Source organism: Tateyamaria rhodophyticola, from assembly GCF_047777875.1.
Taxonomy (GTDB): domain Bacteria; phylum Pseudomonadota; class Alphaproteobacteria; order Rhodobacterales; family Rhodobacteraceae; genus Tateyamaria.
In genome coordinates, this window is sequence record NZ_CP180519.1 from 1,968,170 (window position 1) to 1,991,499 (window position 23,330).

The following is a 23,330-nucleotide window of genomic DNA, read 5'->3' on the forward strand; positions in this document are numbered from 1 at the left end:
CCGCAATGCCCTACGTAACGAAGCCCGGTGCCTGGCCGGGTGTCAGCGCCCAGAACCACGCCAAGCAAATCTACATGCCGCAAAGTTGCGTGGGCTATAGCGACAAGATGGCCAATCTTGAACGGACCATCGCCAGCATCGAAGACAAGTTCAATGCGGCGCTGGACCACGCGCGTTATGTCGGGCGGCTGAACAAGGGGCTGCTGACCGCGAGCCTGATCAAGGATACCTGCGTGGGTTTTCTGGATGTGGGGGCAAACATCCTGAAAATGGCGGGCATGACCAAGGCCGCCGAAGTTGCCGAAAAAGGCGTGGCGGCCATCGACGTGGCCGAAACCACCAGCCAGTACGCCGCGGGACAGATCAACACCGGCCAAGCTATGGCAAACTATTCCCATATTGCGGCAGGTCAGATGGGCGATAAAAGCATGACACAGGCCGGGTTCAAACATGTGGCCCAGACGCATACCGGTGCGGCCAAAGTCATGGCGGATTCCATTGGTCAGCCCAAGTCGCAAGGACAGGAGGCAGGCAAGTCCTATGCGGTTGACCAGATCAAGAACACTGCCGACCTCATCGCCAAGGCCGCGACAGACGCCAAGCAGCCTTGGGGGTCAAAGCTGTCGGGGATCATGTCCGGCGTAAAGCTGATGGCGGCGCGGGACAAATATGGCAAAAGCCTCGAAAAGAGCTTTGACACCTATCTGGATGAAAAGCAGCGCATCGATCAGATGATCCGCGACGCGGAACAGGAATTCCGGCCACAAATTCGCGAGATGAGAGCCGAGTTTGCCAAGCTGAAAGCGTCGTTGCAGTCCTGTGTGAATGATGCGCAACAGGCCGCAGGTGAAACGCCGACTTTTGAGTTCACGCCGTCGACAAGCGCGAACTCCACCCCCGCCTTTGCAACATATGCGTGGCCCGGAGCCAAATAGGCTCCGGACCGGCATGCGCGTTTACTCGAACGCGTAGCCAAAGTTGCCATCGGCAAAGGTCACGACAACCTTCGAGAACTCGTCGCCCGCGACCATGCGGTTGAGCACTTCGCGCGACATTTCCGGCAGGATGGAGTTGGTGATGATGTTGTCGATCATCCGGCCACCGCTGTCGGGGTCTTTGCACTGCTCGGTGATGTGGTCGAGCACGTCGTCGCCGTAAACCATCTCTGCATTGTGCGACGCCTTGAGGCGCTTGGCGACAGAGCGCAGTTTCAGCTTGGTGATGTCCGCCAGTGCCGCCTTGCCCAGAGGGAAATACGGGATCGACACGATCCGACCCAGAAGGGCGGGCGGGAACACGTCCAGCTGGAACGGTTTCAGCGCGGCGGCAAGCTCTTCGACATCCGGCTCCGTCTCGCCGCCTTCGGCCATCTCCATGATGACTTCCGTGCCGACATTGGAGGTCAGCAGGATGAGGCAATTCTTGAAGTTGATCGGGCGGCCGTTGCCATCCTCCATGATGCCCTTGTCGAACACCTGAAAGAACAGCTCGTGAATGTCGGAATGCGCCTTCTCGATCTCATCAAGCAACACGACCGAGTATGGCTTGCGCCGCACGGCCTCTGTCAAACGCCCACCTTCGCCATAGCCGACATAGCCGGGAGGTGCGCCCTTGAGCAGTGAGACGGAATGCGCCTCCTGGAACTCGGACATGTTGATGGTGATGATGTTCTGTTCACCACCATAAAGCGTCTCGGCCAGCGCCAGCGCGGTTTCGGTCTTACCCACGCCGGACGGGCCGCAGAGCATGAAGACACCGATTGGCTTTTCGGGGTTGGCAAGGCCCGCGCGCGACGTCTCGATCCGTTTTGCGATGGTTTTCAGGCCATGATCCTGTCCGATCACCCGTTCCTGCAAACGGTCGGCAAGGGTCAGCACGGCGGCCAGTTCGTCCTGCACCATCCGCCCTGCCGGAATACCGGTCCAGTCGGAGATCACGGTGGCCACGGATTGCGCGTCCACATGGGCATAGACCATGCGGTCGTCCGGGTTGCCACCTTCCAGCTCGGCCATCTTGGCCGCCATTTCTGCGTGGGCCGCGTCGGCATCGGCGGCGGGTGCCACCTCGGCATCCGCTTCCTCTTCGGGGCGGGCGTCCATGACCTCGCTCGCATCCTCGCCCTTGGCTTCGGCGATGGATTTGCGCAGGGTCAGGATGCTGTCGACCAGCGCTTTTTCCGCCTCATACTTGCCTTCGTATTCGGCAAGTTCTGCTTCCAGCTTCACCTTTTCCTCGCCTGCCTCGGACAGGCGTTCTTCGTTGGTGGACCCCAACTCGCGCTCTGACTCTTTCGATGCGATTTCTGTTTCCAGAGCGCGGATCGCCTGACGCAGATCGCCAATACGTGCAGGCGTCGAAGCCTGGGATACGGCGACGCGGGCGCACGCGGTATCCAGCAGCGACACCGCCTTGTCCGGCAACTGCCGCGCCGGGATGTAGCGGGCCGACAGGGACACCGCGGCCACAATCGCCTCGTCCGAAATGCGGACGCCGTGATGCGCCTCCATCGGATCAAGGATACCGCGCAGCATGAAGCAGCAGCGTTCGATGTCAGGCTCCGCCACGTCCACTGGCTGGAACCTGCGGGTAAGCGCCGGGTCTTTCTCAAAGTAGTTGCGGTATTCCGAGAACGTTGTGGCGGCGATGGTGCGCAGCGTGCCCCGCGCCAGCGCCGGTTTCAGCAGGTTGGCCGCGTCGCCGGTGCCCGCCGCACCACCCGCACCGATCAGCGTGTGCGCCTCATCGATGAACAGGATGATGGGGGTGGGTGACGCCTGCACCTCGTCAATGACGGATTTCAGGCGTTGTTCAAACTCACCCTTCATGGAGGCACCGGCCTGCATCGACTGGATGTCCAGCTCATAGAGCTTGGTGCCCTGCAAGAGCGGCGGCACATCGTCGGCAGCCAGCCGCTGCGCAAACCCTTCGACCACGGCCGTTTTGCCCACGCCCGCCTCACCGGTCAGGATCGGGTTGTTCTGGCGACGGCGCAGCAGGACATCCACGATCTGCCGGATTTCATCATCGCGACCCACAATCGGGTCCATCGTTGCGGCGGCGGCGGTCATATCCTTGGCGAACCGGCCAAGGGCGGTGGAGGCGCTTGGGCCTTCTTCGCCATCGCCCGACGGGCCCGCAGACAGGCCGGAGCCGTCCATGGGCCGCATGTCTTCCTCTTCACTGTCGGCAAACAGGCTGCGCGCCTCCTTGGCCAGCTGATCGGCGGACAGGTTGCCCAATGTGGGCGACAGGCGTTCCAGCACGCGCTTTTGCTCGGTCGAGGACAAGAGCGCCACAAGCGCATGACCCGACCGCACCTGCACCTCACCAAAGAGCAGCGTGGCATAGACCCAGCCGTTTTTCAGCATCTGCGCCATGCTGTCCGAAATCGCGGGGATTTCGGTGACGTTCTTGTCGAGCTTGCCCAGCTGGTCCGTCAGATCGCGCAGCACATTGGCACGGTCGAGGTTCAGCGCGCTCAGCATCACCGAGATGTCGGACTGTTTGTTCGACACGATGTGATAGAGCCAATGCAGCACATCCACATGCCGATGCCCTTCACCGCGTGACAGGCTCATCGCCTGAATGAAGGCGTCGTACCCTGTGCGGTTCAACTTGCCCGCATATTTTTCAACCTGAATTTCAGCAACCATTCCCAAATCCCCCGTTTAAGAAATTTCCATCGAAATTTTATATTGTGTCGCCCGGACGAGCGCGTTTTGTACGTCGCCACCTTGGCTCAAGGGCATGGCACTGGTCCAGCCCAACTCTGTGGTTGTCCCCAATCGCGCAGGCGCAATTTCGGACCGCGGCAGCCAAAGCGCCACGTCTATCTCGAAAAAGGCCCCCAGATAGCCCAGAACGAGATCCTTGAGTTCCGCCTGGCGATCGCGGCCGGGCAGAAAACTGCGATATTGATCAATCGTGTCGCATTCGACGTGCAGCACGATTTTTTCACTGATGGAGGGCGCACGTTGACCAATGCGCAGGTCCTGCCCAAGCCTCATGCCCTGCAGGCCCATCATTGACCGGTCTTCTGGCGCAAATTCCAGCCAGCCGGTCACAAACTCTTCGAGCCGCACCGCCACACCGAAATGTGCCCGCAGCATCTGGCGCAGGCGCACAGGGCTGCGCACCCGGTCCATGCCCAGCGAGGTATAGCGCAGGCGCACAACATCATTGACCGGTGCAATGCCATCGAACGATGCATGCGCATCCCCAGTCAGGGCGCGCAGCAACCGCGGGAATTCCCCGCCCGAAGGGTGATCATATTGCGTGATGGGCCGTGCATCGGACCAGGCGCGGTAAAACAGCTGCTGGAATCGCACCACAAAGATGTCGGCAAAGCGGACAAAGGCATTGTCGCCATTGCGCACCCAACGGTCCACCTCGCGGGTGATGGAATGGGGCAGGGGGCCGAACGGGCCGAAAAAGCCAAGAAAGCGGGGCCTGACCCGCGGTTTCTTTGCATCGACGTCAATCTCGCTCAGTTCGTCATAGGCGAATCCGGTATAGGGGTCCTGCCCCATATCAACGATGTCCTGAGACAACCGGCGGCTTTGACCGATGCGGGGTTTCTTGCCCGCGCGCCGTTCAAGGTATCGCATCGCCTGAAGAAATCCCCAGGTCTCGCGGCGCGCCTTGCGCTCCTCTTCGGTCTTGGCGTTCACAGAAGCGGTCCTGAACCGCCGCGCGGTGGCCAGACCTTGAGCACGTTGTTCTTGGAATTCGTGACGACACATTGCGTGAACGTGTTCACCGCGGCGTAATCGGCCAGGAACCGGTCGAGCGCTGCGCTGAGGGTGAGGATCATGGACGTGTCCATGAGGTCCTCGTCAAATTTCAGCGTGATCTCCATACCGCGTGCGGGGTGGAAGCCGTCGGGGCGCTGGATCGTCCGGGTGCGGGGGCGGGCGCTGACCTCGCTGAGCGCGCCGATCTGCGCCTCTGTCAGCTGGTCCGACACGTCGGAAAACAGCCGCATCACTTCACGCAGCGCTTCGACATTGCCGGTGCCATCTGCACCGATAAACCCACGATAGCTGAGCGAGATGAGCGAGATCAGCCGCCAGTAATTGTCCCCGGAGGACATCCTGTGCGGCCCTTCTGCCTCCAGTTCCGCCACGGCCTCTCGCGGATTGGTTGGCCCGACCTGCGGCTTGAGCGTGATGATACGGTCATCCAGCAGGTGAAAGGTCGCCTCGCTCATCGGGAGCACTTCGGGCAGGTGCCGGTTGGAACACAAGGTCTTCACGAAAAGCAGATTGGCCTGCTCCGCCTCTGGCGGCTCATAGAAGGTGATCCACGTTTCGGTCCCCTCATAGCGGAACCGCGTGCCACCCACGCGGCGTTCGGACTGGCTGAGCCCGCGGCGCTGGCGGTTGTAGGTGTAATACAGTGTCTCACGGGGGGCACTGCCCACCGGCGGAATGCCGTAGAGCGGCTGCACATCCACCTTGTCCCGGGCGGCGTCATATTGCGCGCGTACGTTCAGGATGCGCTGCACCTCGAAATGGGTGCCTGGCGTGCGGTTCGGAGACACCGGCATCTGATGCGCGCGATTGTCGAGCGTGATCGGCTTGGCGTCGTCCTCGAACAGGTTCACGGCAGGTGCGCAGAACAGCGCGAGGTTCTCGGATGCGAAATGCGTCGTCAGATGTTTGTCGGGCGCGTCGAATTCCAGCACCAGCTGCGCCGACGTGGTTTCGATCCGCTTCGTGTGATGCTGGAGGTTCCGGATGCGGAAACCCATGAACTTGCGCGGAAAAGAGAAGTATTCCAGCAACGTGCTGATGCCCGGGAAAAGCCGTTCATCACGGCCATAAAGCGGGTGGTCACCGTCAAACCCGATCTGTTCGATTTCATCCAGCGGGATGTTGTGAAAGATCGGTGTGCCGCCCTTGTCCTCCCACCGCAGGGACGCGCGGGTCAGGCGGCCAAAGACCTGGGCATAAAGCGACATCGCCTCTTGCTGCGGTCCGGTGAAATGGATCGGCAACACGTCCGCCTTGAACCCGTCGAGCGGTTGGCCATCGGTGCGTTCGAGCGTCACGACCAACCCCGCAGCGGTCCGCGCGCCCGCGCTTTCCAACCCCGGCCCGTCGCAGCCAAGCGCGTTCATCGGCGTGGCGGTTCCGTGATAGTCCGCGCCGGCAATCTTGATCGGCCAGAACGTCATCGGTTCGGCCAGCCGGAAGCGACAGGCGATGCGGCGTGTCGCTTCGGTAAAGGTTGCCTCGATATAGGAGCCGGACGGGATCGTACGGCCATTGGCAATTTCGGCAGGCTTTTCCGGCGTGTGTCCCTGCACCAGCATCGCGGCCGGAATGGGCGCGGACATCTCGGGGCACACCTGCTCCAGAAGCTCTGTTGAGAAGGTGCGGAACTGCTGATCAATGTTCAGCTGCACCCGCGCCGCCAGAAAGGCGGACCCTTCGAGCAGACCCGCAATCGACGGATCGAGGTTTTCCTCCAGCAGGCCACCAAGACGGTCGGCCAATCCCGGATAATCCTTGGCAAACAGTGCTGCACGCTCCTTGAGCAGCAAAAGCTCGCGTTCATAGGAGTCTTTGAAGGCCTGTTTCATGGAGTCAGATTCGTCCTGCGTTCAGGACGACTTTACCCGCTCCTGTGTCCACGTCAGCACTGAATTCGACAGGAATGTCAGCGGGATCGGCGATCAGATCGGCAGACACGTGCACGGCGACCCGTTGGTAATCATCGCCTTCCATCACCTGCACTTTGACGTCGATGCTGTTTTTCACCAGACGCGGCTCATGATCGCTCAGCGATTGCTTGATCGACTTGGCGATGGAATGCCCGGTGAGTTCGGTGCGGGTCAGGTTGCTGAGGTCCTGAAACCCGTAATTCACCACGGATTGGGCCACATTGGGCACGTCGTCGAGGTCAATGGACGCATCGAGACGAATGGTATTCATCAGCGTGGCCAGATGTTCGCGCACATGGTCGCGCAGGGTGTCCTCATCCACGCCAAGGCGACGTGCATTGGACCGGCCGGAGACGTTGTTGACGGTGTTCAGGCCACCGGCCTCAACCTCGGAGGTGCTGGTGGCACCGGAATCATGTTCGCGAAAAGACTGGCGAAAGACGTCCAGCAAAGAGATACGCGAGCGTTCATGCACCTTGCGGTTGGCGCGTTGTCGCGACGCATTGGAGGTAGATGAACGGGACGCCATGTGAGCGTATCAAGGCCTTGGTAAAATGCAAAAATGCGGCCCGGGAAATCCCGGACCGCATGGGTCGAAGCTTGGATTAAGCTTCTTTGTTCTTGGCGATATCGAAGCCAGCTTTGCCTTCGGGGCCTTTCGAGCCGTCCGCTTTTTGCGACGCGTATGTCACGTTGTACTTGGCAAAGTTCAGTGTCACGGTTTCCATGATGCGGTCCATGCCGTCACCCGAACCACCTGTCTCGTAGGACGAGATCATGATGTCGGTCATGTCGACGCGGAAGTAATCCAGCGGCACGTTGCCCGCTTTGCGCACGACGAGGAAACCGTCTGCGATGTGGGTGCCTTTGGCACAAGCTTTGAGCAGCTCGTGTGTGGCCATGTCCACATACTTGGTCATTGTCAGGTCACGCACGTTGACCTTGCCGGCGCCGCCGCCTGGCCCGAGGTGCGTTGTACCGGACTGGGACATGCCCCAGGACCACTGAAGGACGTCAATTTCACCGGCGTATTTGTCGTCAACCGACTCGCCTTTGATTTTGTCCAGGTGGAGGAAAATATCGACTGCCATGATCTATCTCCTTGATCAAACGGTGTGGTGAAGAGAAGGGTTACCCATTATTTGGGCGGGGGTATTTTGGACACCAGGCTCATCCCGATATCCATGCCTTCCATTTGGAAGTGCGGTTTGAGGAAGAACTTGCCCATATAGTAACCGGGGTTCAGTTCATCCTCGACAACCTCAACCTTGGCATCGGCAAGGGGCTTTTCGGCCTTTTCCTTTTCCGATGCGTTTTGCGGGTTGAGAGTGACATACTGGTCGATCCACGTTTGCAGGTCCTGACGGATCTGGTCCTTGTCCTTGCTCGAACCGATCTGATCGCGGATCATCGCTTTCAGATAGTGGCTGAACCGGGACACGGCGAACATGTAGGGCAGGCGCGACGACATGTTGTCGGACGCTGTTGCCTCTGGATCGACGTAACTTTTCGGCTTGTAGAGCGACTGACCACCCAGGAACACGGCCTTGTCCGTGTTCTGGCGGTGCACCAGACCCAACAGACCCACCTTGCTGAGCTCGCCTTCGCGGCGGTCATCAATGCTGACTTCTGTGGGGCATTTGAGGTCTTTTTCGCCCGAACCGGTGTCAAAGTGGTGTGTCGGCAGCTGTGCCACTTCACCACCCGACTGCACGCCGCGGATACGCACGGTCCAGCCGTGTTCCTTGAACGCGCGGTTGATGTTCACGGCCATTGCGTGTGCCGCGTTCATCCACGAATACTTCTCGCCCTTGTGACCATCGGTCTCTTCGGTGAAGTTGAATTCGTCCACGGTCATCGTGCTTTCGGGACCGTAGGGTTCGCGGGCCAGGACACGTGGCAGCGTCAGGCCGAGGAAGCGGGCGTTTTCGCTTTCACGCAGGCTGTTCCAACCGGCATAGTCCGACGCGGTGAACAGTTCTTCTACGTCCGGCGGGTTCGACAGTTCGTTCCAGCTGTCCAGACCCAGCAGACGCGGGGCGGCGGACGACAGGAACGGAGCCAGCGACGCTTCGGCGATTTTCGACATGGACGTCAGCAGTGCAACATCCGCAGGCGAATGGTCAAAGTAGAAGTCACCCATGACCGCACCCATCGGGTCACCGCCCAATGTTCCGATCTTGCGCTCGTAAATCTGACGATAGAGCGGCGAGCGGTCCCATTTTGCACCGGGATAGCGCTTCATCATCCCGGCCAGTTCCTTCTTGGAGGTGTTGAGCACCTCGCACTGAAGGGATGCGCCGGTTTCGGAGTTGTTCAGCGTATACGCCAGACCACGCCAGGACGATTCGACCGTCTGGAACTCTTCGTTGTGCAAAATCTCGTTGATCTGCGCGCTCAGCTCTTGGTCGAGCCCGGCGATCATCGCGTTGATCGTGTCGATCACGTCCTCGTCGATCAGGCTCTGGTCGGCCATCGCGGTGGTGACCACAGTGCTCAGCGCGTTATCAATGGCACGCTCGGCGTTTTCTGTCGTCGGATTGATCGTCTGTTTCAGGATTGCGGAGAAATCATCCAGTTCGCTCAGCGCGCCCTGCTCTCCACTTTGGACCTGTGCTTCTTCAGCCATTATTTCACTCCCCAATAAGTGAACCCGGAACGCTTACGCGTCGCCGTCTGTTGGTTGACCCGCTTCTTCTGCGGCTTTCTTGGCGTCGGCTTCTGCCTTGGCTTGTTCGGCCAGGACCTTCAGCTTCTCCGGATCGTTCAGCAGCTCCTTGATCTGCTCCTGAGCTTTCGGTTTCGACGTCATGTACAACAGCAGGTCAGCAAGCTGTTGGCGGGCGGTGAGCAATTCATTCAACGCAGGCACCTGGCGTGCGATGTTGGCTGGCTCAAAATCGTCCATCGAGTTGAAGCGCAGGTTCACGCCCATTTTCTGGCCGTCGCCGTCCTTCAACTTGTTGTCCACCATCATGGACACACCGGGTTGGATCTTTTGCGACATATAGCTGTCGAGTGTGTGCATTGTGACCTTTTCGAACTCGCGCTGTTCAACCGGCGCTTTTTCCTTGCCGGGGTTGTTACCCGACAGATCACTCATGATGCCCATCACGAAGGGCAGTTCGACGTTCTTTTCCGAGTCGATGGGGTCGGTATAAGCAATGTGAACGCGCGGCGGGCGATTGCGGCGAATGTGGCCCGTGCCGGTATCAGATGCCATGTTGGAAACTCCCGAAAAAACTTGATGTTAAGGTGCAGTGGTGCTCACGATCATTCAATGGTTGAATCGCGCCATTGACATTTTGCGAATCAGTTGTTTAGCAATTTTCATTCTCGTTCACCCCGGTATTGTCAGGTCTTACCCTGAACAACACGGATGGTGCCGGATTATTCGTCTGTTTCCAAAGAGAATTTGCGGATTCCGCGAAAAAAAATGTATGGCGCGGTGAATCGATGTCTCACGCGCGCCGAAAGGTTCAATAGTCTGACTTGGGGACAAATTCGCGCAGCAGCGCTTCGAAATCCTTGCCGATGTAACTGCGGGCGCGGGTGAGCAACATGGGGATCGGTGACGATTTCTCGACCGTTCTGAAATATGTTTCGACCGCTTTGATCTGAGCGCCGGCCTCGGCGGCGTCGCGCACGATAAAGACCTCGGGTTCCGGCGGGGACGCTGGTGCAGGTTGCGGAACGGGCTCTGGCTCCGGCTCGGGTTCAGGCTCGGGTTCTGGTTCCGGCTCTTCTTCCTCGACGGGACTTTCTGCATCCTGAACCTCGTCTGCATCTGCATCTGCATCCGCTTCCGCACCCTCCTCGCCCTCTGGCTCAACTTCGGGCTCCGGTTCCGGCTCTGGCTCGGGTTCCGGCTCTGGCTCGGGTTCCGGCTCTGGCTCCGGTTCAGGTTCCCAAACCGGCTCGGGCTCCGGCTCCTCCACCTCTTCGATCAGCACCTCATCCGCGAGGTTGCGCAACTGGTGGTGCGCAAGGGCAAAGCCATTGTCCGAGATGAAATCCACCTTGGCCCGGTCTGCCGAATTCGGCGCGAGGATATCGAACGCATCAATCAGGGATTTCCCGATCAGCAACCGCGCCTGTGTCACCAGCAGGACGCAAGCAGAGGAGGGTTCCTTGAGGCCGAAATAGGTCTCGACCGCGACAAGGCGTTTGCGCGCCTCATCATGGTCTTTGACGTCCGTGGCGACCGGCGCCGGACCACTGGCCGCGCCACCGCTTGCGACGGGGCCGCCGGTATCTTCGTCCTCGTCCCCATCGTCAGAGGCAAGCTCGGGGTTTGCCGACGCAATCACCGCCAGAACGGCTTCGACTTCGGTCACAAGGTTCTGCAGTTGCGGCGTATGGGGTTTGCTTGCCGTCAGACATGCGGTCTGAATGCGTTTGATCGCTTCGAGCACGGTGGTGAGGTGCCCGTGGACAATCTCGGTTTCCTCGCCTCGGTCAATCAGGTTGGCGACCATGTCGTCCACGGTCAGATCATCTTCGCCGTCATGCGGCGTGACCTCGCCATGCACCACCATCATGCGCCGACGCGAAGCGCCCGAATTGGCAATGTCGAGATAGCGCAGCGGCAGGATCATCGCGCCGACCTGCGTCAGGTCGTTGATCGCCTCAAGCCGGTCGGCGGGCCCATCTTCGAGACCGGGATGCGCGTGTTCCGGCATCTCTTCGAGCAGGTCGGCCATGGCGATCACGCTTTCCGCCAGCACCTCCGTGTTTCCGGCCAGCGCAGACCACTGCGCCCGCAATGTCAAAAGACGCGCATCGCGGGTGCGCTTCAAAAGCGCGTCAATCTGGGTCAGTTCTGCGGTCAGGTTGACGGATTTCGGGTCAAAGATCTGGTCCTCGGCCTTGCCACCGCTGCCCATCTCGAGCCCGAGTTTGACGTAATCATCCGCCTCGGGCAGACGTCCCTGCGCATCAAAGTAGTATTCAGAGAATTCCGGGTCGTCGTCCATCCACAGGTCCGGCCCACTTGGCTCGTCCTGCGTGACCGGTGTCTTGATCCAGTCCAAACTCATGTCCCAACTCCCCCCGTCAGCACCTTACATCTTGCGCAGCGCATCCGCGTAATGGCGCGAAAACGCCTTGATAAATGCGTCGAGCATCCCGTTTTCCCCTTGGGCTGCCCGCGCTTCCCACCGTTTGGTGAATTCGTCCCACGCCTTGCGTGCGCCACCGCCCATGATGCCGCCGCCGGTGTCCTTTTCGATGTCGTCGGGTGACAGGCCACCCAGCATCTCGGCCAGCGCCGGTTGCAGCGCGGCAATGACGGCTGCCTGGTGACGGCGAATATCGCTCAGCGCATTTTCAAAGCCGTCCGCGCCGGTCAGATACCCGTCGCGCGGTTTCAGGAACAGCGCCTCAAACGCCTGATCGCTGTCGATCATGAACTTCATCGGGTTGTTGCCCGTGGCCACGCGCATCGTCCGGTCTTCGTTGCTGACAAAGAGTTTGACGGCAGCGCGGTCCTGCAACATGCGCATCAATTCATTGGTGCCGACCCGTGCGACCTGTCCCAGAATGCGGCCCAGCTGTTCGGGCGGCATCTGCAACTGCGCGGTGTCGGTGATCCCGGCGCCTTCCATGAAGGCGCGCAGGAACGCATCCGCACCGCCGCTCGCGGCCCCCTGGGGCGCGGCCCCTGCTGCGGGGGGATAGGCGGGAACAGGTGCCGCAGGTTGGCCAATGCCAAACCCTTCCGAGCCAATGGGTTCGGCCGGGACCGGAGCCGGGGCAACGGGTGCTGCGGGCATGGGGGGTGGCGGTGCCGGGATCGGTTCGGGCACGGGCTGTGGCTCTGGCGCAGCGTTTCCAAATGCAGGTGGTTGCGAAATCGAGCCGGAACCGGGAATTGCAAATTGCGGCGGCGTTGTGGGGGCCACGCCCGGTGCCGCTGTGACGCGGCTGAAATCAGGCTGTTGCGCCGCTGCGCCGCCCGCGCCCTGTGCGTCGGGACTGTAGGGTGTCGGTGCCTGCACACCTGCCGAAGGGTCCGGTGTCAGCGCCTGCGCACCGGGCGGGGCCTGCAAACCACCGCCCCCGCTGTCGCCGCCGCCAATGTCGCCCCAGACATCGTCGAATTCATCCATCGGAGCCGGGGTGGGCGCAGGTTCGGGTGCCGCAGGCGCGGGCTCTGGCGTCTGGGCAAAGGCGGGGGGCACCGGTGCAGGCTCCGGCATGGCCGGCGCCGGCGGGTCCGTAACCGCAACCGGGGCCTCGGCGGAGATCTGTGCGCATATGATATAGTGCCCGACGGTGAACCGGTCGCCATCTGCGATCTGATGCGTTCCATCAATGCGATACCGTTCACCATGCAGGAACGTGCCATTGCTCGACACGTCGGTCAGCATGTACTGCCCGCCCTCGAAATTGATGTCGAAGTGGTGCCCGGAGATATGGCGCGACGGATCGGGCAGGACCCAATCATTGCCCGCCTTGCGGCCGATCTGCGCGCCTTTACCATCAAGGGTCAAAGACACAGGGCCGCCGTTATCCAGCGTCGCATGATTTTCGATGCGCAACGTCAGCGTGGTCATCGCTTACAAGAATCCCGTGTGGTGCAAGGTTTTGGGCTCAATACACCCTAAACAACCCGGCGGCGAGGTCCAGCACCCGTGCAAGACAAACTGACCGCTGTTCGAGGCCAACCTGACCCAAAGCGCGTAAAATCGCGGCATTGACCGCCTTGGGTGACCGCCATTCCGGGACGGACACGGGATCGTTGGGGGCAAGCGCGCCGCCCGACCATCCCACAGCCAGGCCCAGGTAGACCGTCGCCGACCGGCGCGGCGCAAAAAGCGCGACCTGCATCGTCCGCCAGCGGTTTTCTGAACTGGGATGGTCCAGCCATTGGCTGATCCAGCTCATCAGCTGCAATTCATCGGGGGGCAGATCCGGCAGTGACACCCGGATCGCCTCCACACCCCAGCCGATCGACATCTGTGGTTCGGTCGCAAACGCGGTATAGGTGATCGCGTCTTCGGGGGTGGTCGAGGCGCGCAGTCGTTCAAAGAAACTGAGCGCGTCTTCGTCTTCGTTCGGGCGGTGTTTGGTGAACCCGCCTACTTCTGGAATCTCGTGATACAAATCTGCGGGTCGGTCAAATCGCAGGGCGCGCAGCGGCGGTATCGTACGATCCTGTTCCGTATCGTCGCTGGTGACAGTCATAACAGCCTTCCTCAAATGCCCCGCAACTGTGCGCAAGCCAAGGGCGTGCGTCAACTCACCAAAGACCGCCAAAGCCCCGTTTAGACGAAATTTTATGTCGTCAGGGTGCCGGTTGGGACGGGTTGCAACACTTATCTGGCCTTCTCTCAGCCGCTGGCCGCATCTTCGAGGATCAGTTCAGAGGCTTTTTCGCCGATCATGATGGCCGGTGCGTTGGTGTTGCCCGACACGATTTCCGGCATGATCGAACAATCGGCAACGCGCAGCCCGGTGATGCCGTGCACCCGCAGCCGATCATCGACCACCGCCGTTTTGTCACTGCCCATCTTGCAGGTGCCGGTGGGATGGTAGATCGACGCCGTATTGTTCCGCGCCCAGTCGAGCGTGGCGTCATAATCATCCATCGGCAGATCCGCGTGCGGCCGGTATTCCTCGGAAATCTTGGACGTGAGCGGTGCGTGCCGTGCAATGCGCCGCGCGATATTCACGCCTTCGACAATGGTGCGGCAGTCCGTTTCGGTGCTCAGGTAGTTCGGGATGATCTTGGGATAGGTTCTACCATCCTTGCTCTGCAGGCGAATCTCCCCCTTTGATTCGGGGCGCAGCTGGCAGACCGACATGGTAAAGGCGGAAAACGGGTCCGCGCCCTTGCCGGGGTTCTCCGCCGACAGCGGCTGCACGTGGAACTGAATGTCCGGTGTCTCAAGGTCATCACGGGTTTTCATGAACCCGGTGGCAAGGCTCGCCGCCATGGTCATGGGACCTGCGCGGAACATCAGGTACTTCAGCCCGATCCTGGCCTGACCAAACAGGCTCGACACTTCGTCGTTCAGAGTGGGTTCGTTGCATTTGTAAACCAGCCGCGCTTGCAGGTGGTCTTGCATGTTCTTGCCCACACCGGACAGGTCTTGCACCACCTCGATGCCATGTTCCTGCAACTGTGCGGCTTCTCCGATGCCCGACAACATCAGAAGCTGCGGCGAATTGATCGCGCCGCCGGACAGGATGACCTCCCTGCTGGCGTTGACCGTGTGCCACGTGCCCGCCCGGTCGCGATACGACACACCAGTGACCTTGCGCCCGTCCATTTCCAGCTTTTCGACCTGCGCATGGGTGACGATGGTCAGGTTATCGCGGCTTTTGACCGGGTTGAGGAACGCCACGGCAGACGAACACCGGCGCCCATTGCGTGCCGTCAGCTGGAAAAAGCCCACGCCTTCCTGTTCTGCACCGTTGTAGTCGGGGTTGAATTTGTACCCGGCGGCCTGCGCCGCGGCGACCCAGGCATCGGTGATGGGCCGCTGGATACGCATGTTGGACACCGACAGGTTGCCTTGATCCCCGTGGAATTCATCCGCGCCACGTTCGTTTTTCTCGGACCGTTTGAAGAGCGGCAGAACATCGTCCCAGCCCCAGCCGCGATTGCCCATCTGCGCCCACCGGTCGTAGTCCTGCGGCTGTCCCCGTACATAGAGCAGGCCGTTCAGCGATGATGAGCCGCCCAGCACCTTGCCGCGCGGCCACTCGATGGAACGCCCATTCAGTCCCGGGTCAGGCTCCGTTTTATAACACCAGTCCACGCTCGGGTTATGGATCGTCTTGAAGTATCCAACCGGGATGTGGATCCACGGGTTGAGGTCGCGCCCCCCCGCTTCGAGCAGTACGACTTTGTTCTTCGGGTCGGCGCTGAGGCGGTTTGCGATCACGCAGCCCGCCGAGCCCGCGCCGATCACGATAAAATCTGCCTCCATTTCACCCTCCCGCGTGTATGCTGTGAAAAAAGCCTATGCAGATTGAATAAAATACTCTAGCGTTTTTTGAAACAAAACGTCTCAATAATTGCAAACAGGGAGGAATGCAATGAAGCTGACGAAAAACCTGAGCGGGATTTCCCGGCGGGATTTGTTCCGCGTAGCAGGAACTTACGGGTTGAGCTCGACGCTTTTGGCGGCGGGTTCGTTCGGTGGGGCGATGAGCCTCGCGAATCTCGCCTCTGCTGCGGAATCGACCTACAACAAGCGCTTCAAAAAAGAAGCCAAGCACGTGCTGAAGTTCGGCGCTGCGGGCTTTAACCAGCAAAACCTGCTGATTGAACGTGCCGGTTGTCTCGAATTTGCCCGCGATCTCGAAGAGCGGACAGACGGTGAGATCCGGGTCGAATTCATCGGCAACAACCAAATCTGTGGCCAGCTGTCCTGCGTTGAGAAAGCGCAGCAAGGCATCGTCGACATCTATGCGGCGTCCACACAGAACTCTGCCGGTGGTGCGCCTTATCTGAACGTGCTCGACTATGCGTACATGTTCCGCAGCCGTGCCGATCAGTACTACTTCATGTACCACCCCAAATCGCAGGAAGTCCTCCGTGACCCCTTCGAAAAGCGTCACGGTCTGAAGTTCCTGTTCACCCACGCAGAACTGCGCGGCATCCAGCTGGGTCTGTCCTGGCAGGACAAGGATACCGTCACCAGCATCGACCAGCTGCGCGGCACCAAGAACCGCGTGACCGGTACACAGCTGGGCCGGATTGCGATGAACGCCCTGGGTCTGAACCCTGTGCCCGTCGCATGGGAAGAAACGCTCGACGGTCTGAAGCAGGGCCTGATCGACGGTGCGGAAACATGGGCTTCGGCCGTGGCATACGCCAACATGTCGCCCGTGGTCAGCCAGTGTGTGGACCTGCGCTTCTTCTGCGGCACAGAGCATACCGCAATGAACGCCGCGAGCTTCGACAAGCTGGGCGGTGAGTTGCAGGATGCCGTGATGGAAGCATCGTACCTGACACAGGTGCACGTGCAGGCCGCAAACGAGGCTGCTCTGGTCAACACTGTTGGTTTCTCGCACCCGCATCAGGGTCCGGACACCATCTTTGCCCAGAACAACGTGCGCGTGGCCGCACTCTCCGACGCCGAAATCAAGAAGGCCGAAGAGCAGTGTTCGCCCGAGTTCCAACCGCAGCTGTGGGAGCAGTGGCGCGAGCGGATCAACGGCTGGGCCGGTGGCATCGACACGTACCAGGAAATCTACAACACCGTGCGCGAGCACGACATCACCCTGGCCGAAAACGTCGAACCCCGCCGCTGGTGGAAAGGCTGATCCGCACAGCAAGCGGATATCTTACAAAAAGAGGCCCCGGCGCATGCCGCCGGGGATCAAGATCCATGCCGCGTAACCGCGGCATGGATTTCCGCATCCCGGACAGAAAATAACGCCGGATCGGAAACAGCACGCACGAGGGAGGGTGCAGCATGGAAATGATCACGGGTATGGGCGAGATCATCGCCGCCCTGATGACAGGCGACTCGTTCGAGTTGCAGAGCGCCTTGCGCGGCAATTCAGGCATGTGGCCCCTTGGGTTCATCGCGACACTTGTTGGCGGCCTCGTCGTGGCCGCGATCTACCGCGCGGTTCCGTTCATCGAACGCAACCTTGAACCGGCGGTGATGGTCGTGGCCTATCTCGCCATCGGCTACATCATCTTTGCCGGCGTCATCCAGCGGTTCTACCTCAGCGGACAACCGGCATGGTCGACCACCCTGCCGCCGTTCCTGTTCCTCATCATGACGTGGGTCGGGTGCAGCTATAACGTCAAGCTGCGCACGCACCTCGCCTTTGCCGAATTCCGCAAGGTCGCGCCGCGTGGCGTGCAGCTTGGCCTGCTGATCCTTGATGCGGTCCTGTGGTTCGGGTTCGCGTGGATCGTGATCGTCACGACGGCGCAGGAAACCGTCCGGGCAGCGGCGAACTTTGCCATCATGCTGGGCACCGACAACGTGATGCAGTGGTGGTTCCTCGGCACCGTGCCCATCGCATTCATCCTTCTGACCGCCCGCGTTTTCGAAAACCTGTCGGCGGACATCAAGAAATTCCGCAACGGTGACGAGATGATCGAAGCCGCCGTGATCGGAGGTGACGCATGAGCGATCCAACCATTATCACGCTGATCTCTGTTGCCGTGACGATCCTGTTCATGATGGGCGTCCCGGTGTTTCTGGTCATCGCCTACTGGGTGATCGGGATGTCCTTTGTGCTTGAGCTTCAGCTCCTGAACATGGGTGCTGCGTTGCAGGACGTGTTCACCGACGGCTTTGCACTTCTGGCGATGCCGCTCTTTATCCTGACCGGCGACCTGATCAACCGGTCCGGCATTGCCCGACGTCTCAGTGACTTTGCCTATGCCTGCCTTGGCTGGATCCGTGGCGGTCTTGCCATGGCGTCGCTTGCAGCCTGCGGGCTTTTTGCGGCGATCTCGGGGTCGAACTCGGCCACAACCGCGACCATCGGGTCGATGCTGCACCCGGAAATGGTCAAGGGTGGATATGACGAACGCTTTTCCGCGGCCACCGCGGCGGCGGGCGGTACGGTTGGGATCATTATCCCACCGTCGATCATCTTTATCGTCTATGGCTTTTTGATGAACCTTCCGATCTCGGATCTGTTCGTGGCGGGGATCATCCCCGGCTCGCTCATGGTTCTGGGCATGATGCTGGCCTGTTTCATCATCTGCTGGCGCAATGGCTGGGGCTACCTGATCGCGCTGAACCCGTTCCGCGTGTTCAAGACGGCGCTCGGCGCCTGGCTCGGGTTTTTTGCGATCGGGCTTGTGCTCTGGGGCATCTACACCGGTAAGTTCTCGCCCACAGAGGCGGCGGGCGTGACCGTGGGCTTTGGCATCATCGTTGGTGTGCTCAGCTGGGTTGTCAGCTCGCTCTTCAAGATGGACCAGACCAAGGAATGGACCGAACGATCGGCGGCCTCGATGCTGGTGGTCGAAGGGTTCACCATCCCGCAAATCCCCGGCATCGTCATGCGGTCGGCGCAGATCACGGGCATCCTTGCACCGCTGATCGCGATCTCTGTGGTGATGCAGCAGATCCTGTCGCTTCTGGGAGCGCAGCAGGTGATCGGTGACTTTGTGACGTCGATGGGTGGCTATTACCCCGTGCTGTTCACGGCCATGGCCATTGTCTTCATCTGCGGCATGGTTCTGGAATCACTGCCCGTGACGATCATCCTTGCGCCCATCCTCGCGCCGATTGCGGCCAGCGTGGGTGTCGATCCGATCCACTTTGCGGTGATCTTCCTTGTGGGGGCATCCATCGGCTTTGTGACGCCGCCCTATGGTCTGAACCTCTACGTGGCGTCGGGTGTGACGGGCGTTCCTTACTTCCGGCTGTTGCGCTATACCGTGCCATATCTGTTCGCGCTGCTGTCAGTTTGGATCATCGTTTCGCTGACCCCTGATCTGGCGTTGTTCCTGTTGCCGGAAAGGTAAGCTGACACCATGCCTGACGACCTCAAGCCAGACGCGGCGGAGAAAATCCCCACGAACCTGCGCTTGCTCGTCCTCATGGAAGAGGTAGCGCGGGCAGGGGTGCCCGTGCTGCCGAGCGAACTGGGCAAGCTTCTGGGCTTGCCCAAGCCGACCGTTCACCGTCTGCTGCAAACCGCCGAAACCGAAGGGTATTTGCAACGCAGCCTCGATGGCCGGTCCTATGGTCCCGGCTGGCGCATGCGCAAACTGGCAACCAATACCCTGTCCTCGCAACGGGTGCGCACCGAACGGTTGCGGGTCATGCGTGATCTGGCCGAAGACTTGGGCGAGACCTGTAACCTGGCAGCACCCGGACGTGACGGGATGGTCTATCTTGACCGCGTGGAAACACATTGGCCGTTGCGGATCCAGCTGCCCATCGGGTCGCAGGTCCCGTTCCACTGTACCGCCAGCGGCAAGATGTATCTCAGCGCACTGCCCGCGAAAACGCAGGACCGTTTGCTGGCCTCCGTTCCGCTGGAACAGCGCACGGCCAATTCCGAAACCGATCCTGTGCGGCTCAAACATATGCTGCGGGACACGGCGGATCGTGGCTATGCCGCGGATGATGAGGAATTCATGGAAGGCATGGCCGCGATTGCCATTCCCATTTGTGATGATCAGGGCCGATTGCTGACAACCCTGTCCGTGCACGCGCCCAAGCAGCGGCACGATATCGACAGCCTTGCGGCCGGTCTGCCCAAGCTGCGCGAGGCAGCACGACGGCTGGAAGAGTTGCTCATCGGATAGGCGCCGGTTTGCAACCGGTTGCAGGTCCGAAGGCGCTCGGGCAGTCTGGTGCCGTGAACTGTTCCAAAGGGATTGCATGGCCGCCACATTGAAAGACGTCGCCGCCCGCGCGGGCGTATCGCGGTCTGCGGTGTCGCGAACATTTACGGATGGCGCGTCCGTGTCGGACAAGATGCGCCGCAAGGTGGAAGAGGCAGCGCAGGCGTTGGGCTACCGGCCCAATGCGCTTGCCTCATCCCTGACTACGGGGCGCACCAAGCTGATCGGGCTCGTCTCCGATAATTTTCGCAACCCGATTTTCCTCGAGGTTTTTGACCTGTTTACCCGTGCATTACAGGACAGCGGCTTGCGCCCGCTCCTGGTGAACCTGTCGAAAGAAACGGACCCGGAGCACTCCGTGCGGATGCTGCAGCAATATTCGGTGGATGGTGTCGTGGTCGCCTCCTCGACCCTGCCGGTGAGTTTTGCACAGGCGTTTCAGGACAGCGGGGTTCCGGTGGTGCACGCCTTTGGCCGGTTGTCCGGCGCGCCGCGGGTGCATGTGGTGGGCATCGACAATGTTGCCTGCGGCCGGATGGCAGCGCAGGCGCTGCTGGCGCGCGGTTATACCCGGATTGGATTTCTGGGCGGGCCGGAAACGGCCACGTCTACGCAGGATCGTCTGGCCGGGTTTCGGTCGGTGCTGGAACGGCGCGGCGTGACGTTCACCCACAGTTACGCATCCGCCTATTCCTTTGACGCGGGCCGGGCAGAGATGCTGCGCTTGTTGGATCGGGGCCCGGCGGAGGTGTATTTTTGCGGTGACGATGTGCTGTCCATCGGTGCGCTGTCGGCCATACGGGACCGCGCGCTGTCCGTGCCGGGTGATATCGGTATCATCGGGCTCAATGACATGGAGATGGCGGGGTGGGAAAACATTGGCCTGACCACGATCCGACAGCCGATCAAGGAGATCGTGACAGCCTCCGTTGGCGTGATGGAGGCGATGTTGTCCGGCGAAGGCGAGGTGCCGGACATGCGCGTGTTCAGCTGTGAGTTGGTGGAACGCGGGACGTTGCGCCCAGTTCCATGAGGTAGACTGGGGCGCTGCCCCAGACCCCGTGGTATTTTGGGCCAGAAGAAGCCATCACCTGCGATACATCGGCGGACGTGCATCGGTCCAGGCGCCATTGTCCCTGGCAGAGGCGACGGCGGCATAGATGGCCGCGATGGAGCGCAGGCCGTCCGGTGCGGTGGGCAAGGCGTCACGTGCCGTGCCCCGGATGGCGGCAGCAAGATCCACATAGATGTTGGCGACAGCCAGCGGGAAGCCTTCCGGGTGGGCGATGGCCACCCGGCTCAGGCTGCTGGCTGCGTCCGATAGGCCTGCTTCGCCCTTTTCCATGATCTGGCTGCGTCCGCCGACGGGCGTGTAAAGCACCTGGTTCGGTTGTTCAGAGGCCCAGCGGAGGCCGCCGGTTTCGCCAAAGACCTGAATGTCGAACCCGTGTTGCCGCCCGATGGCGACCGAGGATGTCCAGAGCCGCCCGACAGTTCCGCCTGACATCCGGAAATTCACCATGGCGTCGTCTTCGAGCGTGCGGGACGGTATGGTAGAGGCAAAGTCTGCGGACAGGGTTTCGACCTCGTCACCCGCAATGAAGCTGGCCATGTGCATGGCGTGGATACCGCAATCCGCGAACTGGCCGGACACGCCTGCCATCGCGGGGTCATAGCGCCAGCGGACGCGGGGGTTGTCGGCGTCGGTGGCATCGCCGTGGTGGCCGTGGCTGAAGTTGGCGACGACGAGGCGGACCTTGCCGATGTCTCCGCTGGCCACCATGTGCCGCATCTCGCGCACCATCGGATACGCGGAATAGCAGTAGTTGACGGCGCATATCTTACCGGCGGCTTCGGCTACTCGCACGATTTCTTCGCCTTCTTCCACGGTCATGGTCATCGGCTTTTCGCAGAGCACGTGAAAGCCGGCCTCGAGGAAGGCGCGTGTGATCTCGAAATGGGTGCTGTTGGGGGTGGCGACGGTTACGAGGTCGATGCGGTCGTCGCGCCCGCGTTCCCCTTCGAGCATCTCCTGCCAATTGCCATAGGCGCGGTCGGGTGCCATGCCCAGCGATTGGCCATAGGCGCGGCCCTTGTCCGCATCGACGTCCAACGCCCCTGCGGTCAGCGCAAAGTGACCGTCTGCCAATGCGCCAAGGCGGTGGGCCGGGCCGATCTGGCTCCCCTCACCGCCGCCGATCATGCCCCATTTGAGCTTTTGCATGCTGAGTTCCTCTTAGAAATCGCTGACGGATTGCCAGGTCTTGCTGTCCGATGCGGCCAGTGCCGCGGCGATCACGCGGTTGACCTCGAGCCCGTCTGCGAAGGTGGGCCAGATGGGCGTGCCAGTGTGGATCGCTTGCAGAAAATCGCGCGCCTCGATGATGATCTGATCCTGATACCCGGTGCCGTGACCCGGCCCCTGACAGAAGGGTTCATAATTCGGGTGCGCGGGTCCAGTCAGGATCTTGGTGAAGCCGCGCGTGGCCTCCGGCCCTTCGTTGCGGTAGAGCCAGAGGGCGTTCTGGTCCTCCTGGTCAAACCGGATCGCGCCCTTGGTGCCCGCGATTTCGTAGGCATATCCCATCTTGCGGCCCATCGCGATGCGGCTGGCATAGATGTGGCCCATCACACCATTGGCGAAACGGCACATGATCTGGGCATGGTCATCATTGGTAACGGTACCACCGGGGCGTGTGGCGTGGGCGGTTTCCACCTCGGCCATCACGCGATCGATGGGACCCATGAGGGCGAGGGCCGCATTCACGATGTGGGGGGCCAGATCGCCCATCGTGCCGTTTGCCATGCCTGTGGTGCGCCACGTGGCGGGGGCGTCGGGGTCGGCAAGGAAGTCTTCGGTGTGTTCCGCCCGGAACCACGTGACGTCGCCGATCGTGCCGTCATCGATCAGCGATTTGGCGAATTGGCTGGCCGGGGTGCGGATATAGTTGAACCCGATCATGTTGGTGACACCCGCGGCCTCGGCAGCGGCGACCATGGCCGCGCCGTCTGCGAGCGATGCACCGAGCGGTTTTTCGCACAGGACCGGCTTGCCCAGGGCAAGGGCCGCTTCGGCAATGGCGCGGTGGGTTTCCTGCGGAGAGGCGATGACCACCGCCTCGACCCTTGGGTCGTTCACAAGCACCTGCCAATCGCCGGTGCCACGCGCAAACCCGTAGGCCGCGCGGTAGCGTTCGGCACTGGCGTCCGACGTGGCACAGATCATCTCGAGCCGGGGGCGCAACGCCGTGTTGAACACTGCGCCAACGGCGGCCATGGCCACGGAATGCGCTTTGCCCATATAGCCGCCGCCGATGATACCGATACCGATATCAGTCATCGTATGATCCTCCCTCAGAGCCGATTTGCAACCGG

19 protein-coding genes are annotated in these 23,330 nt (G+C 60.9%); 6 read left to right on the top strand and 13 right to left on the bottom strand.

Annotated features, from left to right (window positions below):
- Positions 1 to 5: 5 nt before the first annotated feature.
- On the top strand, positions 6 to 935 hold the full coding sequence (locus tag ACERHN_RS11235; protein ID WP_415919115.1) for a hypothetical protein: 930 nt from the start codon (positions 6 to 8) through the stop codon (positions 933 to 935).
- A 21-nt stretch (positions 936 to 956) separates the two neighbouring features.
- Here the strand turns inward: ACERHN_RS11235 and tssH are convergent, their stop codons facing one another.
- The 11 genes from tssH to ACERHN_RS11290 all read right to left on the bottom strand — a co-directional run bounded on the left by tssH (position 957) and on the right by ACERHN_RS11290 (position 15,606).
- Positions 957 to 3,653 (bottom strand): type VI secretion system ATPase TssH, encoded by a 2,697-nt coding sequence (tssH, locus tag ACERHN_RS11240; RefSeq protein ID WP_415919116.1) that lies wholly within the window; start codon positions 3,651 to 3,653, stop codon positions 957 to 959.
- A 15-nt stretch (positions 3,654 to 3,668) separates the two neighbouring features.
- Positions 3,669 to 4,670 (bottom strand): type VI secretion system baseplate subunit TssG, encoded by a 1,002-nt coding sequence (tssG, locus tag ACERHN_RS11245; RefSeq protein WP_415919117.1) that lies wholly within the window; start codon positions 4,668 to 4,670, stop codon positions 3,669 to 3,671.
- Positions 4,667 to 6,586 carry a type VI secretion system baseplate subunit TssF gene (gene tssF, locus ACERHN_RS11250; protein ID WP_415919118.1) on the bottom strand — a complete coding sequence of 640 codons (1,920 nt, stop codon included), beginning with the start codon at positions 6,584 to 6,586 and terminating at the stop codon, positions 4,667 to 4,669. The genes tssG and tssF overlap by 4 nt, the downstream gene beginning before the upstream one ends.
- 4 nt (positions 6,587 to 6,590) lie before the next feature.
- Complete coding sequence (gene tssE, locus ACERHN_RS11255) at positions 6,591 to 7,196, bottom strand: type VI secretion system baseplate subunit TssE (protein WP_415919119.1); 606 nt, start codon at positions 7,194 to 7,196, stop codon at positions 6,591 to 6,593.
- Positions 7,197 to 7,272: 76 nt separating this feature from the next.
- Entirely contained in the window at positions 7,273 to 7,758 is a 486-nt protein-coding gene (locus tag ACERHN_RS11260; RefSeq protein WP_415919120.1) for an Hcp family type VI secretion system effector, read from the bottom strand.
- Positions 7,759 to 7,805: 47 nt separating this feature from the next.
- On the bottom strand, positions 7,806 to 9,296 hold the full coding sequence (gene tssC, locus ACERHN_RS11265; protein ID WP_415919121.1) for a type VI secretion system contractile sheath large subunit: 1,491 nt from the start codon (positions 9,294 to 9,296) through the stop codon (positions 7,806 to 7,808).
- Positions 9,297 to 9,329: 33 nt separating this feature from the next.
- On the bottom strand, positions 9,330 to 9,890 hold the full coding sequence (tssB, locus tag ACERHN_RS11270) for a type VI secretion system contractile sheath small subunit (RefSeq protein ID WP_415919122.1): 561 nt from the start codon (positions 9,888 to 9,890) through the stop codon (positions 9,330 to 9,332).
- A gap of 256 nt (positions 9,891 to 10,146) precedes the next feature.
- Positions 10,147 to 11,706, bottom strand: a complete 1,560-nt coding sequence (locus ACERHN_RS11275; protein WP_415919123.1) for a type VI secretion system ImpA family N-terminal domain-containing protein — start codon at positions 11,704 to 11,706, stop codon at positions 10,147 to 10,149.
- 24 nt (positions 11,707 to 11,730) lie between these two features.
- Positions 11,731 to 13,224 carry a type VI secretion system-associated FHA domain protein TagH gene (tagH, locus tag ACERHN_RS11280; RefSeq protein WP_415919124.1) on the bottom strand — a complete coding sequence of 498 codons (1,494 nt, stop codon included), beginning with the start codon at positions 13,222 to 13,224 and terminating at the stop codon, positions 11,731 to 11,733.
- Between the two features lie 37 nt (positions 13,225 to 13,261).
- Positions 13,262 to 13,855: a DUF6931 family protein gene (locus ACERHN_RS11285; protein ID WP_415919125.1), complete on the bottom strand. Its 594-nt coding sequence runs from the start codon at positions 13,853 to 13,855 to the stop codon at positions 13,262 to 13,264.
- Positions 13,856 to 14,001: 146 nt separating this feature from the next.
- Positions 14,002 to 15,606 carry a GMC family oxidoreductase gene (locus ACERHN_RS11290; protein ID WP_415919126.1) on the bottom strand — a complete coding sequence of 535 codons (1,605 nt, stop codon included), beginning with the start codon at positions 15,604 to 15,606 and terminating at the stop codon, positions 14,002 to 14,004.
- A gap of 109 nt (positions 15,607 to 15,715) precedes the next feature.
- Between ACERHN_RS11290 and ACERHN_RS11295 the strand changes: the two genes are divergently transcribed.
- The 5 genes from ACERHN_RS11295 to ACERHN_RS11315 all read left to right on the top strand — a co-directional run bounded on the left by ACERHN_RS11295 (position 15,716) and on the right by ACERHN_RS11315 (position 20,988).
- Positions 15,716 to 16,948 carry a TRAP transporter substrate-binding protein gene (locus ACERHN_RS11295; RefSeq protein WP_415919127.1) on the top strand — a complete coding sequence of 411 codons (1,233 nt, stop codon included), beginning with the start codon at positions 15,716 to 15,718 and terminating at the stop codon, positions 16,946 to 16,948.
- 152 nt (positions 16,949 to 17,100) lie between these two features.
- Positions 17,101 to 17,772 carry a TRAP transporter small permease gene (locus ACERHN_RS11300; protein ID WP_415919128.1) on the top strand — a complete coding sequence of 224 codons (672 nt, stop codon included), beginning with the start codon at positions 17,101 to 17,103 and terminating at the stop codon, positions 17,770 to 17,772.
- Entirely contained in the window at positions 17,769 to 19,127 is a 1,359-nt protein-coding gene (locus ACERHN_RS11305; protein ID WP_415919129.1) for a TRAP transporter large permease, read from the top strand. The genes ACERHN_RS11300 and ACERHN_RS11305 overlap by 4 nt, the downstream gene beginning before the upstream one ends.
- Positions 19,128 to 19,136: 9 nt before the next feature.
- Positions 19,137 to 19,916: an IclR family transcriptional regulator gene (locus tag ACERHN_RS11310; RefSeq protein ID WP_415919130.1), complete on the top strand. Its 780-nt coding sequence runs from the start codon at positions 19,137 to 19,139 to the stop codon at positions 19,914 to 19,916.
- A gap of 76 nt (positions 19,917 to 19,992) precedes the next feature.
- Positions 19,993 to 20,988 (top strand): LacI family DNA-binding transcriptional regulator, encoded by a 996-nt coding sequence (locus ACERHN_RS11315; RefSeq protein ID WP_415919131.1) that lies wholly within the window; start codon positions 19,993 to 19,995, stop codon positions 20,986 to 20,988.
- 54 nt (positions 20,989 to 21,042) lie between these two features.
- Here the strand turns inward: ACERHN_RS11315 and ACERHN_RS11320 are convergent, their stop codons facing one another.
- The gene (locus ACERHN_RS11320) at positions 21,043 to 22,179 is read right to left on the bottom strand and encodes a Gfo/Idh/MocA family protein (RefSeq protein ID WP_415919132.1); all 1,137 of its coding nucleotides are present in this window, start codon (positions 22,177 to 22,179) and stop codon (positions 21,043 to 21,045) included.
- A gap of 12 nt (positions 22,180 to 22,191) precedes the next feature.
- A complete protein-coding gene (locus ACERHN_RS11325; protein ID WP_415919133.1) occupies positions 22,192 to 23,295 on the bottom strand; it encodes a Gfo/Idh/MocA family protein in 1,104 nt (367 codons plus the stop codon).
- Positions 23,296 to 23,330: the final 35 nt, after the last annotated feature.

Coding starts and splice junctions, on each gene's coding strand:
- ACERHN_RS11235 (WP_415919115.1), top strand. CDS start 6: ATGCCCTACGTAACGAAGCCCGGTGCCTGGCCGGGTGTCAGCGCCCAG.
- tssH (WP_415919116.1), bottom strand. CDS start 3,653: ATGGTTGCTGAAATTCAGGTTGAAAAATATGCGGGCAAGTTGAACCGC.
- tssF (WP_415919118.1), bottom strand. CDS start 6,586: ATGAAACAGGCCTTCAAAGACTCCTATGAACGCGAGCTTTTGCTGCTC.
- tssE (WP_415919119.1), bottom strand. CDS start 7,196: ATGGCGTCCCGTTCATCTACCTCCAATGCGTCGCGACAACGCGCCAAC.
- ACERHN_RS11260 (WP_415919120.1), bottom strand. CDS start 7,758: ATGGCAGTCGATATTTTCCTCCACCTGGACAAAATCAAAGGCGAGTCG.
- tssC (WP_415919121.1), bottom strand. CDS start 9,296: ATGGCTGAAGAAGCACAGGTCCAAAGTGGAGAGCAGGGCGCGCTGAGC.
- tssB (WP_415919122.1), bottom strand. CDS start 9,890: ATGGCATCTGATACCGGCACGGGCCACATTCGCCGCAATCGCCCGCCG.
- ACERHN_RS11275 (WP_415919123.1), bottom strand. CDS start 11,706: ATGAGTTTGGACTGGATCAAGACACCGGTCACGCAGGACGAGCCAAGT.
- tagH (WP_415919124.1), bottom strand. CDS start 13,224: ATGACCACGCTGACGTTGCGCATCGAAAATCATGCGACGCTGGATAAC.
- ACERHN_RS11285 (WP_415919125.1), bottom strand. CDS start 13,855: ATGACTGTCACCAGCGACGATACGGAACAGGATCGTACGATACCGCCG.
- ACERHN_RS11290 (WP_415919126.1), bottom strand. CDS start 15,606: ATGGAGGCAGATTTTATCGTGATCGGCGCGGGCTCGGCGGGCTGCGTG.
- ACERHN_RS11295 (WP_415919127.1), top strand. CDS start 15,716: ATGAAGCTGACGAAAAACCTGAGCGGGATTTCCCGGCGGGATTTGTTC.
- ACERHN_RS11300 (WP_415919128.1), top strand. CDS start 17,101: ATGGAAATGATCACGGGTATGGGCGAGATCATCGCCGCCCTGATGACA.
- ACERHN_RS11305 (WP_415919129.1), top strand. CDS start 17,769: ATGAGCGATCCAACCATTATCACGCTGATCTCTGTTGCCGTGACGATC.
- ACERHN_RS11310 (WP_415919130.1), top strand. CDS start 19,137: ATGCCTGACGACCTCAAGCCAGACGCGGCGGAGAAAATCCCCACGAAC.
- ACERHN_RS11315 (WP_415919131.1), top strand. CDS start 19,993: ATGGCCGCCACATTGAAAGACGTCGCCGCCCGCGCGGGCGTATCGCGG.
- ACERHN_RS11320 (WP_415919132.1), bottom strand. CDS start 22,179: ATGCAAAAGCTCAAATGGGGCATGATCGGCGGCGGTGAGGGGAGCCAG.
- ACERHN_RS11325 (WP_415919133.1), bottom strand. CDS start 23,295: ATGACTGATATCGGTATCGGTATCATCGGCGGCGGCTATATGGGCAAA.